Source organism: Bradyrhizobium sp. UFLA05-153 (assembly GCF_054185185.1).
In genome coordinates this window covers 73,510-89,884 of the sequence record NZ_JBBIAM010000007.1, presented here as the reverse complement: position 1 = coordinate 89,884, position 16,375 = coordinate 73,510, and the positions used below count along the sequence as shown (strand labels likewise).

The following is a 16,375-nucleotide window of genomic DNA, read 5'->3' as shown; positions in this document are numbered from 1 at the left end:
AACGGGGAGAGGGAGTGCACCGCCGCTTGCGGAAACACTCCGACCTACCTCCGCTCTTTATTCTCCTTCGGCGGCGGCGCGGGCTTGCGCGGTGCCGGGCGTTGCAGGCCCGGCAGGCGCTGCTGCAATCCGCCTTGCCGCTGCATGCCGCCTTGCTGCGGCTGGACGGCGTTGGGCACGGGCTGACCCTGCTGGCCGCTGCGTGGTGACTGCGGCGCGGGCGTTGCGCCTTGCTGTGGCGTCGTGCCCGGCTGCGACAACGGAGCCTGTCCGCTGCGCGGCGCTTGTGGATTGGTCACACCGCCCGGCGCCTGTCCGGCGCGCGGTGCGCCCTGCTGCTGGCCTTGCCCGGTGCGCGGCGTGCCCGGCTGACCCGCGCCGCCTTGTCCTTGCCGCTGCGGCTGCTGCGTGCCCTGACGGTTCGGCGCACCCGGTTGCTGCTGCTGACCCGGACGGTTGTTCTGTCCGGGCTGGCCATTGGGCCGCTGCGGCTGTTGGCCCGGCTGACCATTCGGCCGCGGGCGTTGCTGCTGCGGCGCCGCCGGCTGGACCGGCCGCGGAATGCGCGGGGTCGCGCCCGGATTGGCCCTGCGGAATTCGCGCTGCTCGGTGACGATCTGCCGACCGGTGGTCTGGGCCTGGTGCACCTGGCTCACGAAGACGCGGTCGCGCGCGACCTGTTGCGGAGCAATCGTGATCGGCACCGCGGCAAAACGCGCCCCGCCCGTGCCGGGCCGGATCGCAAAGCCGGATGCGCCTTGCGTCAGCGCGCCGAGCCGCGCGCCGCTGGTGCGGTCGTTGACGTCGATGTGGCCGACCCTGCCGTCGGCGTCAGGATAGAGCTTGATGTTGACGTTGTTGGTCGCGGCCGCCGCAGCGCTTCCGTCCGCCGGCACCTCGATGACGCCGGTGGTGCCGCGGATGCCGAGCGTCGCCGTCGGCGTCGTGATCTTCATGTCGCCGGTCTTGGCCACCGCCGCGGCGACGAAGGCGACCGTGCCCTTGCCGACGTCGAAGATCGCGGAATTCTGCTTGCCGCCGTCCTCGTAGACGTAGTTGTCGATCGCGATCTTGGCGCTGGCGGACAGATTGAAAGTGGTGGAATCGTTGAAGGCGATGCTGAGCGAGGAGTTCGAGGCGGTCTGCACGACGTCATTGAGATAGATGTCGTCGCGCGCCTTCAGCGGATAGGAATTCTTGTCGCGGATCACGGTCGCGATCCCCGTCACGGTGGCGACGTTGCCGATCGGCTCTTGGGACGCGGCGGTTTGCGCGTCAGGCGCCGGTGTTGCTGATGTCGGAGAGGGAGACGGTGTCGGCGATGCCTGCGCCGCCGGCTGCGCCTGCGCGAGCTGGGTCGCGTCGGATGCGCATGCGTCCGCCGCGCCGGCCAACGAAACAACCAGCAGCGGAAGCGCGAGCACGCAGCGGCGCCAAGCCAGCATCAAAGCCACAGTGAGGTCCCGGTGAAGACACGAGGCGAGATCCGCCGATTTCAGCCGGAGATGGCTGAATGGCGGATGAACATCTGTCGCACAGGCGCTGCCAACGTTCAAACGCCACGTCCCGGATTTCGGGACGTGGCGCCATTATGAGAACAAGAAGGCTTGCCAGCGGCGTCGAGGGTGACGCGCTCCGCGCGTCAGCTCACGCGCTTCCAGGTCTGGCCGCCGCAGAACATGCCGCCGAAGGCGCAGCCCTGCACGCGGAGCAGGTTCGAGCCCTTCATCGCGATCGTCGAGTCGTAGTTGCGCCCCGAATCGGGATCGTGGATGCGGCCGCTCCACTTGGCGCCATCGGGCTTCATGTTGATCAGGATCTTCTCGTTGGTCTTCTCGGCATAGCCGCAGAGATTGGCGCCGCATTGTTCGACGCGCACATTGCCCTTGTTCTCCTCGGTCGCCCACACGCCGAGCGGCGTGGTCGAAGCGGGGGCGGGCGCAGCCGCAACAGGCGTCGGCGCGGGCGCGACTGGTGCGGCAACCGGTGCCGGCGGTGCAACCGGGGCCGCTTGTGGCGTGACATTGGCGTCGACGGCCGCGGTGGTGGCCGGTGGGGCAACGGTCGGGGACGGCGCGGGCGGCGCGGTCACGATCGGAGCGGCATGGACGGTCGCCTGGACCTGGGGTTGCGGCGCCGGTTGCTGTGCGGCGGGCGCCGGAGCCGGCGGGGCCGTAGTCGTCGTGCTCGACGACGCTGTGTCGTCATCGTCCTTGGAGCCGAATCCGTTGAGGTTGATGTTGTTCAGCCTGATCGGCTTCTTCGACAGGCCGGGCGCCACGATGGTGACGCAGTTCAGCGAGGCGCAGTTTCGCGGGGCCTGGATATGGATGCGCTGCCCTTCGATCTCGAAGGAGATCGCATTGCCGGCATGGGCGATTGCGGTCGAAGCGAGGAAGAGCGCGGTAGCGGCGACAGAAAGCCTTGTCATGGCAGCCTCCCAAATGCAGCGTGGAAACGGTGTGGCCGGATGTCGGTGATCGACTGAGCGTGGTTCGACCTTATGCGGGGCCCGCCGCGGCTTCCGTGACTGATGTCACAGGCGTCGGCGCCGTCGGAGTGAGCTGCTTCACATTCGTTGGGTGCAGCTGACTGACTTTCGTGCCACGCGACCGCTGCACCCTCGCCCCCTGTGGGAGAGGGTGGATTCGATGCGAAGCATCGAAGCCGGGTGAGGGGTCTCTCTTCGCGAACTCATGCGCATCTGTAAGCGCGGATAGAACCCCTCATCCGGCGCTTCGCGCCACCTTCTCCCGCAAGGGGAGAAGGGACAGGAGCGCGCCGCGTCGCGCCTATCAAATTTGTAATCGTCTCTCAGCGAACCCGCGTCTCCCTTGCATGCGACCGATGGATGAACACGGTCTGCAAAGGAGCTTTCAATCATGTCCCGCCTCATCCTCGTCGCCGCGCTGCTCGCCGGTAGCGTCGCCACGGCGCGTGCCGACACCGATATCTATCGCAACGTGTTGAAGCAGTCGCGCGGCCACGACGAATTGCAGGTGGACGGCGCGTTCTGTGACGCGCAGTTCGGCAAGCCGCAGAACGGCACGGTGACGTCACACGACTACAAGCGCTGCATGCTGTCGCGCGGCTGGCGCTTCAGCCATACGGTTCGCCGGAAGGACGACCGCTATCCGGACCCCGACAATTCCGGCATGATGTGCCGCGATTTCAAGATCGGCGGCGTCACGGGATCGGAGTGCTCGAATTACGACTGAACTCTGCCGCGTCTGGCTCGGCGCACCATGACCCGCGCGCGAGATCGCGCGCGCTCCCGCTACCTGTCGTCGATGTCTGGAAACTAGATCACGCCGAGCACGATGGCTCCGACAAAGGCTATCGCGAGGTACGCGGTCACAACGCTCAGTCTGCCGACGAACGTCATAAAGGAGCTCCCTCTGTTCGCGCGTCTTTGCGCGCAACCAACAAAGTTAACGGAGAGTCCGTCGGCGAAAAAGTCAGTCCTGGTGTCGCTTACCCGCCGCGTCCGCCAAAACGGGCCGGCCCGTATGGTTAAAGAAACGTAAAATCAATGCGTTGAAGAGTCCTTAAGTAAATTCACCGAACGTGCGTGCATGACGCGCGGAGTTCGTTTGTATCTCGTCGGCTCCATCGTCCTTGTTTCGCTTGCGGGTTGCGGACGCGGCTTCTTCCAGGCCGAACGCGAACCGTGGCGGGCCGAGGCGGAAGCCGCCTGCCTGAAATCCGGCGTGGTGAAAGAGAGCGCCGAGATCGTCCGCATCGAGCCGATCTCCGGCCCTGGCGCCTGTGGAGCCGAGTTTCCGCTGAAAGTGGCCGCCATCGGCGAAGCGAGCAGCAGCTTTGGCTTTGCCGATGAGGAGCTGCGTCCGCCGGCGAGCATCGGCAACCAGCCGCGCTGGCCGGGAAGTCAGCCGAGCTATCCGCAAGGCCAGAACTATCCGAACCGGGCCTATCCGAACGCCTCGAGCTATCCGCAGCGTCAAAACCAGCCGTCCGGCTATGGCGGAGCCTCAGGCCCGATCTCGCTCAGCGCGCCCGGCGTCGCGCCGCCGGAGGAGGACGAGATTGACCTGCCGCCCGAGGGCACCGATGCGGCGGGAGCGGCGCGCTACATGAACGCACCGAGCTATCCGGCGCGGCCGAATTACCCGTCGCAATCGCAGCCATCTTATTCACAGCGTCCCGAGCAGCAGCCCTTGCCGCGGCTTGGTCCTGCGCAGGGAAGTCCGGTCGGCGCCGTCGGCCCGGTCGCGGTGAAGCCGACCGCGACGCTGGCCTGTCCGATCGTCTCCGAGCTCGACCGCTGGTTCGCCGACACCGTGCAGCCCTCGGCGATGCGCTGGTTCGGCCAGCGCGTGGTCGAGATCAAGCAGATCTCCGCCTATTCCTGCCGCGGCATGAACGGCAATCCGCACGCCCACATCTCAGAGCACGCCTTCGGCAATGCGCTCGACATCGCCGCCTTCACGCTCGCCGATGGCCGCCGCATCTCGGTGAAGGACGGCTGGCGCGGCCTGCCGGAGGAGCAGGGTTTTCTGCGCGACGTGCAGTCCGGCGCCTGCGCGCATTTCACCACCGTGCTCGCGCCGGGCTCCAACGTCTATCACTATGATCACATCCACGTCGATCTGATGCGCCGCGCCAGCCGCCGCCTGATCTGCCAGCCGGCCGCCGTCTCCGGCGACGAGGTCGCCGCCCGCGCGCAGCAGCGTAATCCTTACGCCAACTCCCGCGATCCCTACGTGACCGGCTCGCTCGGTCGCAAAGCCAAGCGCGAGAAGGTCAACGAGGAAGACGAATTCGAGGACGAGTAGGGGGACGCAGGCACGGCGGACGATGGTCGCGAAGCTCGCGCCGCACGATGCGCGCGATCAACCAAGAGCGCACGAGGTGACGCTCAGCGTCCTCAGATTGAAAATGCAGTTCATTTGCTGGGTGTCGGCTACTTCATAGTCTCTTTCGAGCCGACCATTTAAGCTTTCGGCAGAACCGTTCGGGAGGCAACGATGACACCCGATTGGCTTACTGTCCCAGCGACGATCGTCTGCATTTTTGTGCTGACCATTGCCGTCTTGATTGCCGTCGGCGCCTGGTAGTCAGGCAGTTCAAGACTGTTTCAGTGCGCCCGGTAGACAACTATGAACACGCCCGAATGCTATGCGGTGGCGGTCGCTTGCGCCTCGTGCCCGACCAATGTCGTTCTGATGGCTGTCGGGGCCTGGTAAGCCACACCTCGGATCAGAACACGTCGATTGTCGGGAAACGCGGCTCTCCGGTGATGCAGTCCCAAAGGTATATCGCCAGGCCGACGTCGCCGGTCCAAAGCGAATAGCGTCCGCGGCCGACGACGTGCTTGGCGCCGCGATACTGGACGATGGCCGTCATGGCGAACTGGCGCGCACGGTCCAGCCAGACTGGATCGTTTGTGCGGCGATAAAGTTTGAGGAATGCGTAGCCGTTCCCGCCGGTGCCGTGGCATAGATTCGACCCCTTGGTCAGCGGTCCGGCGGTCCAGGTGAATCGGCCGGCATCCAACAGAAGCTCATCAAGGTCAGGTGTCGCGAACGGCGCGTCGGCAAATGTCGTCACCATGCCTGGTGCGCCGTGGCAGTGCTGGCACAAGGTCGGCGGCGTCTCGCGCTTGCTTTTCGCGCCCCAATTGGTTCCGACCTCAGAGCGCCACGCATTCGCTGCGAGGCTTTTCGGCACAAAATCGGCCACCCGCGCCTGCTGCGCGGGCGTCAACCAGTCCCATCCGCGCATCAATGGAATGACGTTGCCGGCGAAGCCGTGTACGGGCCCAAGCCAGCGGTCGTTGGCGCCGTAAAGATCTTGGGTCCAGAGCGGACCTTGTGGCGTCTCCTCCAGATCGGCCAACAGCCGGGCCGCCTGCGTTTCGAAGAGCCCGCGCCATCGCGGCTCCCGTGTCATCTCGGCCATGTGGATCGCGGCCAGCATGGATCCGGGCATGCCCCACATCAGTTCACGGATCGGGAGCTCGATATTTGCTTCTGCGCGCACATGCACGAGATCGGCCAGGCTTGACGTGGGAGCAAGACGCATGGCGAGAAGTCCGGCTCCCATGTCGCCAAAAAGCAGCGAGCCATGCTTGGCATAGCCGGCCGGCGAATTGCTCTCGAACCTGGCGGAAGTCCGCTCCAGGAGCTTCGGCAGCACCGGGCGAAAGTCTTCAGCGACAAGGCTCGCGCCGACACGATGCAAATAGTCGAGCGCCCAGATCACACCTGCCGCGCCATAGTAGAAGCTGGGGTTGCCGTCTCCCACCCAATCATCGCCGGGGTGACCGGGCCAAAACGTCTCGGGATCGAAATCAGCGATGGCATCGGCAACGATGTCATCGATAGCGGTGCGAACAGCCAACTCGCTCCAGGCGTCGTGCACAAGCGCGCGATGGCGACCGAGGGTGATCATGATCTGAGTCTTGCGGCCCGCATCGACGGCGCCGGGACCAGCCCCATGCAGCGCTGCACCTCGCCAGGCACATTGTAATCGCGCATGACGGGGCGGCTGTCGCGCATGCCGCACGCCTCCCGCTGCACCACGAACATCCAGAGCGCGTGGCCCGCCTCCATCACCAGGGCGCGCCGCGCCTGCTGCGTCGATGCCGGCGCGTCCGAGGGCGGATGGGCGGCATCGAATTCGCGCAGCTTCGCGAGCGCTTGTTCCAGCGCCCGTCCCATCCGCCCGAACGCAGAGGCCTGCTCCTGGACGATCTCATAGTTGAGAACGTCGACCGGCGTGCGGTGAAGGCGAAGATCAGGAGGCATGGCTTATTTATAGCGTCACGTGGTGCGCATGCGCAACGCGGTGGTTCTGAACAGGTTTCGTCATTGCGAGCGCAGCGAAGCAATCCAGAATCTTTCCGCGGAGATAGTCTGGATTGCTTCGCTGCGCTCGCAATGACGTGGTTAGGTGTACGGCCTTGCCGTTCTCACTTCCCCCGGTACGCCGCCAGAAACATCCGCGTCGCGCTGTCGACCACCTCGGTCATGCGCTCTTCCGATGGGGCCGGCGCGGCCTGGAAGACGAAGGGCAGAAACAGCGAGGCCTTGCACAATTCCATGAACTGGGAGGCGGCGAGGTCGCAATCGTCGATCGCAAGGTCGCCAGATGCCACATGCGCCTTCAGATAGTCGGCGAGCCGGTTGATGGTCTTGTCCAGCACCCGTCCATAGTAGCGGCGGCCGACATCCGGCATGCGCTCGGCGATCGCCATCACGGTGCGGATCGCCGATCCGCCGCCGGGCCGGCACAGCAAATGGATATAGGCCTGGCCGAATTCCTTCAGCGTGGTCTCTGCATCGCGCGCGGGGTCGAAGTTGAAGACGACCTGGCCGTGCTGAAGCGCTTCCTCCTCGAGGATGGCTTCGAACAGCGCGCATTTGTCGGCGAAGTAGACGTAGAGCGTGCCCTTGGAGACGGCGGCCGCGCGCGCGATCTCGCCCATGCTGGCGCCGTCGAAGCCGAGGTCCATGAACACCCTGCGGGCGCCATCGAGAATCTGGCGGCGCTTGGAGCTGTCCTCCTCGGAGACGATAGCGACGGTGTCGCGAATGGCTGCAACCATTGATTCAGGGTTCCCTGAGGTTTTTGGCGCCGGAAACCCAAAGCAAGGATTCCCGCCACTAGGGTCCGGCCGGGGAATAATGTATATTGACCGAACGGTTCGGTCAATGCTATTTGTCGTTCTGCGAAGGCAATGGGGCCGCATCGCGGACCGCCCGATCGCGTGTTTTTGTGGGGAGGCCTTTATGGCCGTATCGAGAGACCAGGCCGCGCGCATCCTTCGCCAGGATTCGCTGGAGCAAGCGCCAGCTCAGGGCGAAGCCGCGAGCGACAATGCGGCACTGGCCGAGCAGTTGCGGACCGTGGCCGAAGAGAGCAAGCGCCGCACGGCCGAAACACCGGAGAAGCCGGCAATCGAGAAGCCCGCCCCGGCTATGCCGGCAACCGGAGCGCCCGCACCGAGCGCCGCCCCGTCGAAATCCGGCAAGCGCAAATTCGTCCTGATGGGCGTCGGCCTTCTGCTTGCGCTCGCGGCCGCGAGCTATGCCGGCTACTACACGCTGGTCGGCCGCTTCTACGTCTCGACCGATGACGCCTATGTGCGCGCCAACAACACCATGCTGGGTGCGCGCGTTGCCGGCCACATCTCCTCGATCCTGCCCGGCGACAACACGCTGGTGCATGCCGGCGACGTGGTCTTCCGCATCGATGACGGTGACTACAAGATCGCAGTCGACGCCGCCGCGACCAAGATCGCGACCCAGCAGGCCACCATCGATCGCATCGGCCGCCAGGTCGCAGCGCTCGACAGCCAGGTCGTGCAGGCGAAGGCGCAGCTCGTTTCCGCCGAAGCCGGCCTCAAGCGCGCCGACCTCGACTATGAGCGCCAGCAGGCGCTGAGCAGCAAGGGCTTTGCCTCGCGCGCGACGTTCGAAACCTCGGAAGCCGGACGCGACCAGGGCGCCGCCGCGGTCAAGGCCGCGCAGGCCGCTTACGACGTCGCAGTCAGCAATGTCGACGTTGCCAAGGCACAGCAGGCCGAAGCGCAGGCGCAGCTTGCGGAGTTGAAGACCTCGCTCGCGAAGGCCGAACGCGACCTCAGCTTCACCTCGGTGCGCGCGCCGGTCGACGGCACCTTCTCCAACCGCCTCGTCAACACCGGTGACTTCGTCGCGGTCGGCCAGCGGCTCGGCAACATCGTGCCGCTCGACGAGGTCTATATCGACGCCAATTTCAAGGAAACCCAGCTCAAGCGCATCCGTCCCGGCCAGCCGGTGACGATCAAGGTCGATGCCTACGGCATGCGCAAATTCAGCGGCGTGGTCGACAGCATCGCTGCGGGCGCGGGCTCGGTGTTCACGCTGCTGCCGCCGGACAACGCCACCGGCAATTTCACCAAGATCGTGCAGCGCGTGCCGGTCCGCATCCGCGTGCCGAAGTCGGTCGCGCGCCAGAACCTGCTCCGCGCCGGCATGTCGGTCTACGCGACCGTGGACACCAACAAGGGCGCGGTCGACGCCGACAGCGAGGTCGATCTCGACGACCCCACGATGATCCATCCGCAGTAAGCGAAGAGCGCTGCGAGGCCAGACGATGGCAACCGCCACCACCGCTTCTCCCGCCATGATGGCGAACCCCGCTTCGGAGCGCATCGCGCCGAAGCGGCTGTTCGCCTTCATCATCATGGTGTTCGGGATGTTCATGTCGATCCTGGACATCCAGATCGTCTCGGCCTCGCTGTCCGAGATCCAGGCGGGCCTGTCGGCGAGCCAGAGCGAAGTCTCCTGGGTGCAGACCGCCTATCTCATCGCCGAAGTGATCGCGATCCCGCTGTCGGGATTCTTGTCGCGCGCGCTCGGCACGCGGCTGCTGTTTGCGATCTCGGCGGCCGGATTCACGCTCTCGAGCTTGCTGTGCGGCTTCGCCTCCTCGATCGAGGAGATGATCCTCTGGCGCGCGCTTCAGGGGTTCTTGGGCGCCGGCATGATCCCGACGGTGTTCGCCTCCGCCTACACCGTGTTTCCGCGCACGAAATTCCACATCGTCGGACCCATCATCGGTCTCGTCGCGACGTTGGCGCCGACCGTCGGTCCGACCGTCGGCGGCTACATCACTGATCTGATGTCGTGGAACTGGCTGTTCTTCATCAACGTCGTGCCCGGCATCGCCATCACGCTGGGTGTGCTGACGCTGGTCGATTTCGACGAGCCGCATTTCGAGCTGCTCGACCGCTTCGACTGGTGGGGCCTGATCTTCATGGCCGGCTTCCTCGGCTCGCTGGAATATGTGCTCGAGGAAGGCCCGCAATATGAATGGCTCCAGGACACGTCTGTCGCGATCTTCGCCTGGGTCTGCGCCATCTCGGCGATCGCCTTCTTCTGGCGCGTGTTCACTGCGACGGAGCCGATCGTCAATTTGCGCACCTTTTCCAACCGCAATTTCGCGGTCGGCTGCGTGCTCCAGTTCTGCATCGGCATCGGGCTCTATGGCCTGACCTATATCTATCCGCGCTATCTCGCCGAAGTGCGCGGCTACAGCGCACTGATGATCGGCGAGACCATGTTCGTCTCCGGTGCCACCATGTTCCTGGTCGCGCCGCTCGTCGGCCGTCTGATGCTGCGCTTCGACATGCGCTACATGATCGCGTTCGGGCTCATCGTGTTCGCGATCGGCTCCTACCAGATGACCTGGATCACGCGCGACTTCGATTTCTACGAGCTGTTGCTGCCGCAGATCCTGCGCGGCATCGGCATGATGTTCGCGATGGTGCCGACCAACAACATCGCGCTGGGCACGCTGCCGCCGGACCGGGTCAAGAACGCCTCCGGCCTGTTCAACCTGATGCGCAACCTCGGCGGCGCCGTCGGCCTCGCCGTGATCAACACCGTGCTCAACAGCCGCACCGATCTGCACATCACGCGGCTTCAGGAGCGCGTGACCTGGGGCAACGCGACGGCGACCGAGACGCTCAACACCTTCATGCAGAAATTCCAGGGGCTGGGCGATGCCACGCTGATGGCGATGAAGCAGCTCACCCAGATCGTGCACCGCCAGGCCGTGGTGATGGGCTATGGCGATGCCTTCTTCATGCTGACGCTGTTCTATCTCAGCCTGAGCCTGCTGGTGACGCTCCTGAACAAGCCGGCGTCCCTCGCCGGCGGCGGCGACGCGCATTAAATTTGCAACACTCGCGCGACATCTTGCGCGAGCGGTGTTGCAAATCGCAACCGACACATCTATAAAGCGTGCCTCATTGCTCGAACCGGGGAGAGATTTGCATGATTTCGACGCATTCGCAGATCGCACGCCCGCGCTCGATGTCTAACTTTTTCAAGCTCGGTGTGTGCTCGGTCCTCTAGAGACCGTTTTCGCCAGCTTCGACCGGGCCCGATTCCCCGGCCGCCCCATCTCCCAAGCGACAACCTGATCTAGCGACGCCGTTTTCGGCCTTCGTGGCCGTGATGCGTCCATCAACGGAGCCGGACTGCGCCAGAGCGCAGCCGGACAACGCCATGACCGCACTGTCAAAAAAGCCCGCGGCGATACGCGTGGTGCTGCCCTTCGTGTTCCGCCACTGGCTGAAGCAGCCGGGGCGCGCGCTCGCGGTCGCCGGCGGCCTGTTGGGCGCGACGGTAGCCGACCTCCTCATGCCGGTGTTCTCCGGGCGGCTCGTCGACGCCCTGACCCACGGTCCCGACGATCCCGTCGCGCGCCATGCGGCGCTGGTCGCGTTCGGCGCGATCGTGGCGCTCGGCTTCACGTCGATGGTGCTGCGGCTGTCCGGGTTGCAGGTGATCGTGCCGTTCACGCTGAAGCTGATGTCTGACATCGCGCAGGACGCCTTCATGCGCGTGCAGCGCTTCTCGACCGACTGGCATGCCAACTCGTTCGCCGGCTCGACGGTGCGCAAGATCACGCGTGGCATGTGGGCGCTCGATCTCCTGAACGACACCATCCTGCTGGCGCTATTGCCTTCCCTCAGCGTGCTCGTCGGCTCGATGATCCTGCTCGGGGTGCACTGGACCTCGCTCGGTGCGGTGATTGCGCTCGGCGCTTTGGTCTACGTGACGATGACGGCGCTGTTCTCCACGCGCTACATCGCACCGGCCGCGCGCGTCTCCAATGCCTGGGACACCAAGGTCGGCGGCACGCTCGCCGATGCGCTGACCTGCAACGCGGTGGTGAAATCGTTCGGCGCGGAGGCGCGCGAGGATGCGCGGCTCGCCCGTGTCATCAAGCGCTGGCGCGTGCGGGTGCGGCGGACCTGGCTGCGCTACAACTACACGGCGCTGGCGCAGCTCTCGCTGCTGCTATGCCTGCGCGCGTCGGTGATCGGCGGCTCGGTGCTGCTGTGGATGGCGGGGCGCGCCTCACCCGGCGACGTCACTTATGTGCTGACGAGCTACTACATCATCCACGCCTATCTGCGTGACGTCGGGATGCACATCAACAACCTGCAGCGCTCGGTCAACGACATGGAGGAGCTGGTTGCGATCCATGACGAGCCGATCGGCATTGCCGATGCGCCGGATGCGACGCCGATCCTGATCGAGGGTGGCCGCATCGTGTTCGACGACGTGACCTTCCACTATGGCGGCCATCACGCGCCGCTGTATGACGGTCTGTCGATCGACATCCGCGCCGGTGAGCGGGTCGGTCTCGTCGGCCGCTCCGGCTCGGGCAAGACGACCTTCGTCAAGCTGGTGCAGCGGCTCTACGACGTCTCTGATGGCCGCGTGCTGATCGACGGGCAGGATATTGCGAAAGCGACGCAGCAATCGCTGCGCAGCCAGATCGCGATCGTGCAGCAGGAGCCGATCCTGTTCCACCGCTCGCTCGCCGAGAACATCGCCTACGGCCGGCCCGGCGCCAGCCTGGAGGCGATCGAGCAGGCGGCGCGGCTGGCGAATGCGCACGACTTCATCCTGCGCCTGCCCAAGGGTTACGGCACCCTGGTCGGCGAGCGCGGCGTGAAACTGTCGGGCGGCGAACGGCAGCGTGTCGCGCTGGCGCGCGCGTTCCTGGCGGATGCGCCGGTGCTGATCCTGGACGAGGCGACGTCGAGCCTCGATTCGGAATCGGAGGCGCTGATCCAGCAGGCGATGGAGCGGCTGATGAAGGGCCGCACCTCGATCGTGATCGCGCATCGCCTGTCGACGGTGCGCAGCATCGATCGCATCCTGGTGTTCGACCGCGGCGAGATCGTCGAGCAGGGCACCCACAAGGCGCTGACGGCGCGGCCAGGCGGACTCTATCGCGGCCTGTTCGAGCGTCAGGTGATCGAGTTCAGTCACGACGTCGCGGCGGAATGAGGAAAGGAGGCGTGGCCGACGGATGGAGAATCCGCAAAGGCCACGCCGCAAATGGAAACGACATGAAAGACCTGACACGCGGCTCCATCGTAAGCCACATCCTGACCATGGCACCCCCGATCGTGGTCGGCATGGTCACGATCATGATCTGCCAGCTCGTCGATCTCTATTTCGTCTCCGGTATGGGCGAGGCCGCCGTCGCGGGCGTGGCCGCGGCCGGCAACGCGGGATTCCTCGTCAATGCGCTGATGCAGGTGCTCGGCGTCGGGACCGGCGCGCTGATAGCCCATGCCGTGGGACGCAAGGATCGGACGGACGCCAATCTGATCTTCAACCAGGCCATCGTCCTGTCGGTGCTGTTTGGGCTCTCGACACTGGCCGCAGGCTCCGCGCTGTCGCGCTCCTACATGCATTCGATTGCCGCGGACGAAGCCACCATCGAGGCGGGCAGCATTTATCTCCTGTGGTTCGTGCCGGCTCTGGCGCTGCAATTTGCCATACAGGTGATGGCGTCCGCGCTGCGGGCGACCGGCATCGTGCGGCCCACCATGCTGGTCCAGGCGCTTGCGGTCGTCGTCAATATCGCGCTGGCACCGGTCTTGATCGCGGGCTGGGGCACCGGTCATCCGCTCGGCGTGGCTGGCGCGGGTCTCGCAAGCTCGATCGGCATTCTGACCGGCGTGCTGATGCTGTATGCGTATTTTCGTAAGGTGGAGCGCTATGTCGCCTTCGACCCCGCGCAGTGGCGTCCGCAGCTCCATCCTTGGAAGCGGATTCTCAATGTCGGCCTGCCGGCCGGCGGCGAGTTCGCGATGATGTTCGTCTTCATGGCGGTGGTCTACTACGTGCTGCGCGATTTCGGCGCGGCGGCGCAGGCGGGGTTCGGGATCGGCCAGCGGGTGCTGGCCCTCATCCAGATGCCGGCGCTTGCGGTTGCGCTCGCAGCCGGGCCGATCGCCGGACAGAATTTCGGCGCCGGAAATGGCCCGCGCGTGCGGGAGACCTTCGTCAAGGCGGCGCTGATCGTGACCGTCGTCATGATCGGCTTCATGATCCCGGCGCAATTGAGACCGGACCTCCTGCTCGCCGGATTCTCGAACGATCGGGAGACCATGAGGATCGCCTTCCTGTTCCTGCGGATCATCTCATTCAATATGGTGGCGCAAGGCCTGATCTTCACCTGCTCGAGCATGTTCCAGGGCCTCGGCAATACCAAGCCGGTGCTGTTGAGCTCGGTGACTCGCCTGCTCACCTACTCGCTGCCGGCGATCTGGTTGTCGACGCGGCCGAACTTCCAGATCGAGCAAGTCTGGTATCTCTCGATCGCGGCGACCACGCTGCAGGCCTTCTTGAGCGTGTGGCTGCTGCGCCGAGAGTTCAGGAAGCGCCTGCCGTCTGCGGACGCCGGTCTCGTGCGTGCCGAGGCGGAGGTCGCGGCCGTCGGCACGACCGCGGCTGAATAGGCTCCTCCGGCTTGTCCCGCAACCACGGCTCCGGCAGACTTGCTGACGCCGTGGGAAGGCGAGGGGACGGCATGAGCGAAACGTCGAACGGGCGGGTGGCCTCTTGGCTCGCGGCGATCTGGGCGGCGCGCTACCGGACGCCGGCCCGTTTCGTCGCGCTGATCGCGCTGCTGTTGCCGTGGACGACGACCGGCGTGATCTTCGCGCTCCCGGCCTGGCTGATCGCCTTCGCGTTCATCGACCTCCGGGAATTTCCGCGCTCGCTGCTCCGCCCGATCTGCCTGCTGCCGATCGCGCTGTTCGTCCTCGCCCTTGCCGGCACGCTATGGTCGGATGCGTCCTGGCCGGAGCGTCTGCACGCGGTCGCCCCATCGGCGAAGCTTTTGGTGCTGCCGCTGCTGATCTACCAGTTCGAGCGCTGGCCCCATGGCAACTGGGTCTTCGCGGCGTTCCTCGTCTCCTGCATGCTGTTGCTGCTGACGTCCTTTGCCGTCGCGATCGAGCCCAGCCTGTCGCTCAAGCTCTATCTGTCGCGCGGGCCCTACAAGGTCGAGAGCGGGATCGCGGTACGCAACTATATCGACCAGAGTCAGGAATTCGCGCTCTGCGCCCTCGCGCTGGCATATCCGGTCGCGGCGCAACTTCGCGCCGGTCGAACGCGTGTCGCGGCGTTGCTGGCGCTGCTCGCGATCGGATTCCTCGCCAACATGATGTTCGTGGTGGTCTCGCGCACGGCGCTGGTCACCCTGCCGGTGCTGATTGCGGTGGTTGCGCTGCTGCATCTGCGATTGAAGACGGCGCTCGCTCTGGGAGCAGCGGCGGCGTTGGCCGCGCTGCTGCTCTGGAGCGCCTCGCCACATCTGCGCGCCACGGTCGACAAGTTCAGCGGCGACTATGAGCGCACCGCTGTCGAGAACGAGGTCAGCGGTATGGGCTCACGCCTGGAGTTCTGGCGGAAGTCGCTGCGCTTCGTCGCCGACGCGCCGCTGTTCGGGCACGGCACCGGCGCAACCCACGGGTTGTTCGAGCACGCCGCGATCGGCGAGAGCGGCGTGCGCGCGCAGATCGTCAGCGATCCCCACAACCAGACCCTCAACGTCGCGGTGCAATGGGGCACACTCGGCGTCATCGTGCTCTACGCGATGTGGCTCGCGCACCTCGCTCTGTTCCGCGGCGCGGGGCTTGCGAGCTGGGTCGGGTTACTGGTCGTCCTGCAAAATATCCTGTCCTCGCTGTTCAACTCGCATCTGTTCGATTTCAGCGAGGGCTGGCTCTATGTGCTGGGCGTCGGCGTCGCCGGCGGCATGGCGCTGTGCAAGGCCCAGCGCTAGTGCGCGCCTACACTGTTCCAGACCAGGCCGACACCCGACAGGAACAACAGGCCGAGCACGACGTCGCCAAAATGCTTGTCGCTGAGCGCGTGATAGACGCGCGCGCCGCACCAGGCGCCGACCAGCGTGCCCGGAAATGCAATCAGCGCGAGCCAGATCACCTGCGTCGCGACCAGGCCTGACGCCGTCTGCAGCACCAGCGCGGCCGCCAGCACCGTGAAATTGAAAAGCTGGAAGATGCCGCGCCGCTCATGCTTGTTCCAGCCGCGGATGTTGGCCCACAGAATCGGCAGCGGTCCCGACAACCCGGCAAGGCCGCCCAGGATTCCGCCGGCGAAGCCGATCGCGCCATCGGCGATCCTGCCGCCGAATTTGAAGGCGAGCGGCCGCTTGTTGAGGTACAGCGCGGTCGGAAAGATCAGCAACAGCACTCCGATGCTGAGCTTGAACACCTTTGGGTCGGCCTGGGCGACCATCATGGTCCCCAGCGGCACGCCGGCAAGTCCGCCGATCAGGAACGGCCAGACCAGCGAGAGGTCAAAGCTCTTCCACATCGAGGGCAGCGTCGAGGCTTGCGCGACCACCGAGCAGATCAGCACCAGCGGCACGGCGAGCGACGGCGGCAGCACGTAGAGCCAGATGCCGAGCGCCATCAGCGCCGTGCCGAAGCCGGCCAGCCCCGAGACGAAGCCGCCGGCCAATGCGCCAAAAAGCAACAGCGCGTAGTTGAGCGTATCCACACCAATGTCCTTGTTGTTAT

General features: G+C 65.4%; 13 protein-coding genes. 7 read left to right on the top strand and 6 right to left on the bottom strand.

Going from position 1 to position 16,375, the window contains the following annotated elements:
* Positions 1–44: 44 nt before the first annotated feature.
* On the bottom strand, positions 45–1,445 hold the full coding sequence (locus tag Q2941_RS06945) for a FecR family protein (RefSeq protein WP_458192008.1): 1,401 nt from the start codon (positions 1,443–1,445) through the stop codon (positions 45–47).
* 197 nt (positions 1,446–1,642) lie between these two features.
* The gene (locus Q2941_RS06940) at positions 1,643–2,431 is read right to left on the bottom strand and encodes a DUF2147 domain-containing protein (RefSeq protein ID WP_458192007.1); all 789 of its coding nucleotides are present in this window, start codon (positions 2,429–2,431) and stop codon (positions 1,643–1,645) included.
* Between the two features lie 451 nt (positions 2,432–2,882).
* Between Q2941_RS06940 and Q2941_RS06935 the strand changes: the two genes are divergently transcribed.
* The gene (locus Q2941_RS06935; RefSeq protein ID WP_458192006.1) at positions 2,883–3,218 is read left to right on the top strand and encodes a hypothetical protein; all 336 of its coding nucleotides are present in this window, start codon (positions 2,883–2,885) and stop codon (positions 3,216–3,218) included.
* Positions 3,219–3,575: 357 nt separating this feature from the next.
* Positions 3,576–4,796, top strand: a complete 1,221-nt coding sequence (locus Q2941_RS06930) for an extensin-like domain-containing protein (protein ID WP_458192005.1) — start codon at positions 3,576–3,578, stop codon at positions 4,794–4,796.
* Positions 4,797–5,220: 424 nt separating this feature from the next.
* On the opposite strand, the gene Q2941_RS06925 is transcribed toward Q2941_RS06930, so the two are convergent.
* From Q2941_RS06925 to Q2941_RS06915, 3 genes are all read right to left on the bottom strand, one after another.
* A complete protein-coding gene (locus tag Q2941_RS06925; protein WP_458192004.1) occupies positions 5,221–6,414 on the bottom strand; it encodes a lanthionine synthetase C family protein in 1,194 nt (397 codons plus the stop codon).
* Positions 6,411–6,770, bottom strand: coding sequence for a DUF6665 family protein (locus Q2941_RS06920; protein ID WP_027522368.1), 360 nt, complete (start codon positions 6,768–6,770; stop codon positions 6,411–6,413). The genes Q2941_RS06925 and Q2941_RS06920 overlap by 4 nt, the downstream gene beginning before the upstream one ends.
* A 164-nt stretch (positions 6,771–6,934) precedes the next feature.
* Positions 6,935–7,570 carry a TetR/AcrR family transcriptional regulator gene (locus tag Q2941_RS06915; protein ID WP_027522367.1) on the bottom strand — a complete coding sequence of 212 codons (636 nt, stop codon included), beginning with the start codon at positions 7,568–7,570 and terminating at the stop codon, positions 6,935–6,937.
* A gap of 184 nt (positions 7,571–7,754) precedes the next feature.
* Between Q2941_RS06915 and Q2941_RS06910 the strand changes: the two genes are divergently transcribed.
* From Q2941_RS06910 to Q2941_RS06890, 5 genes are all read left to right on the top strand, one after another.
* A complete protein-coding gene (locus tag Q2941_RS06910; protein WP_458192003.1) occupies positions 7,755–9,077 on the top strand; it encodes an HlyD family efflux transporter periplasmic adaptor subunit in 1,323 nt (440 codons plus the stop codon).
* Positions 9,078–9,102: 25 nt separating this feature from the next.
* Positions 9,103–10,686, top strand: a complete 1,584-nt coding sequence (locus Q2941_RS06905; protein ID WP_027522365.1) for a DHA2 family efflux MFS transporter permease subunit — start codon at positions 9,103–9,105, stop codon at positions 10,684–10,686.
* Positions 10,687–11,021: 335 nt separating this feature from the next.
* Positions 11,022–12,821 carry an ABC transporter ATP-binding protein gene (locus Q2941_RS06900; protein WP_458192002.1) on the top strand — a complete coding sequence of 600 codons (1,800 nt, stop codon included), beginning with the start codon at positions 11,022–11,024 and terminating at the stop codon, positions 12,819–12,821.
* A gap of 62 nt (positions 12,822–12,883) precedes the next feature.
* Complete coding sequence (locus tag Q2941_RS06895; protein WP_458192001.1) at positions 12,884–14,284, top strand: MATE family efflux transporter; 1,401 nt, start codon at positions 12,884–12,886, stop codon at positions 14,282–14,284.
* Between the two features lie 71 nt (positions 14,285–14,355).
* Positions 14,356–15,615, top strand: coding sequence for an O-antigen ligase family protein (locus Q2941_RS06890; protein WP_458192000.1), 1,260 nt, complete (start codon positions 14,356–14,358; stop codon positions 15,613–15,615).
* On the opposite strand, the gene Q2941_RS06885 is transcribed toward Q2941_RS06890, so the two are convergent.
* Positions 15,612–16,355, bottom strand: coding sequence for a sulfite exporter TauE/SafE family protein (locus Q2941_RS06885; protein WP_027522361.1), 744 nt, complete (start codon positions 16,353–16,355; stop codon positions 15,612–15,614). The genes Q2941_RS06890 and Q2941_RS06885 overlap by 4 nt on opposite strands.
* Positions 16,356–16,375: the final 20 nt, after the last annotated feature.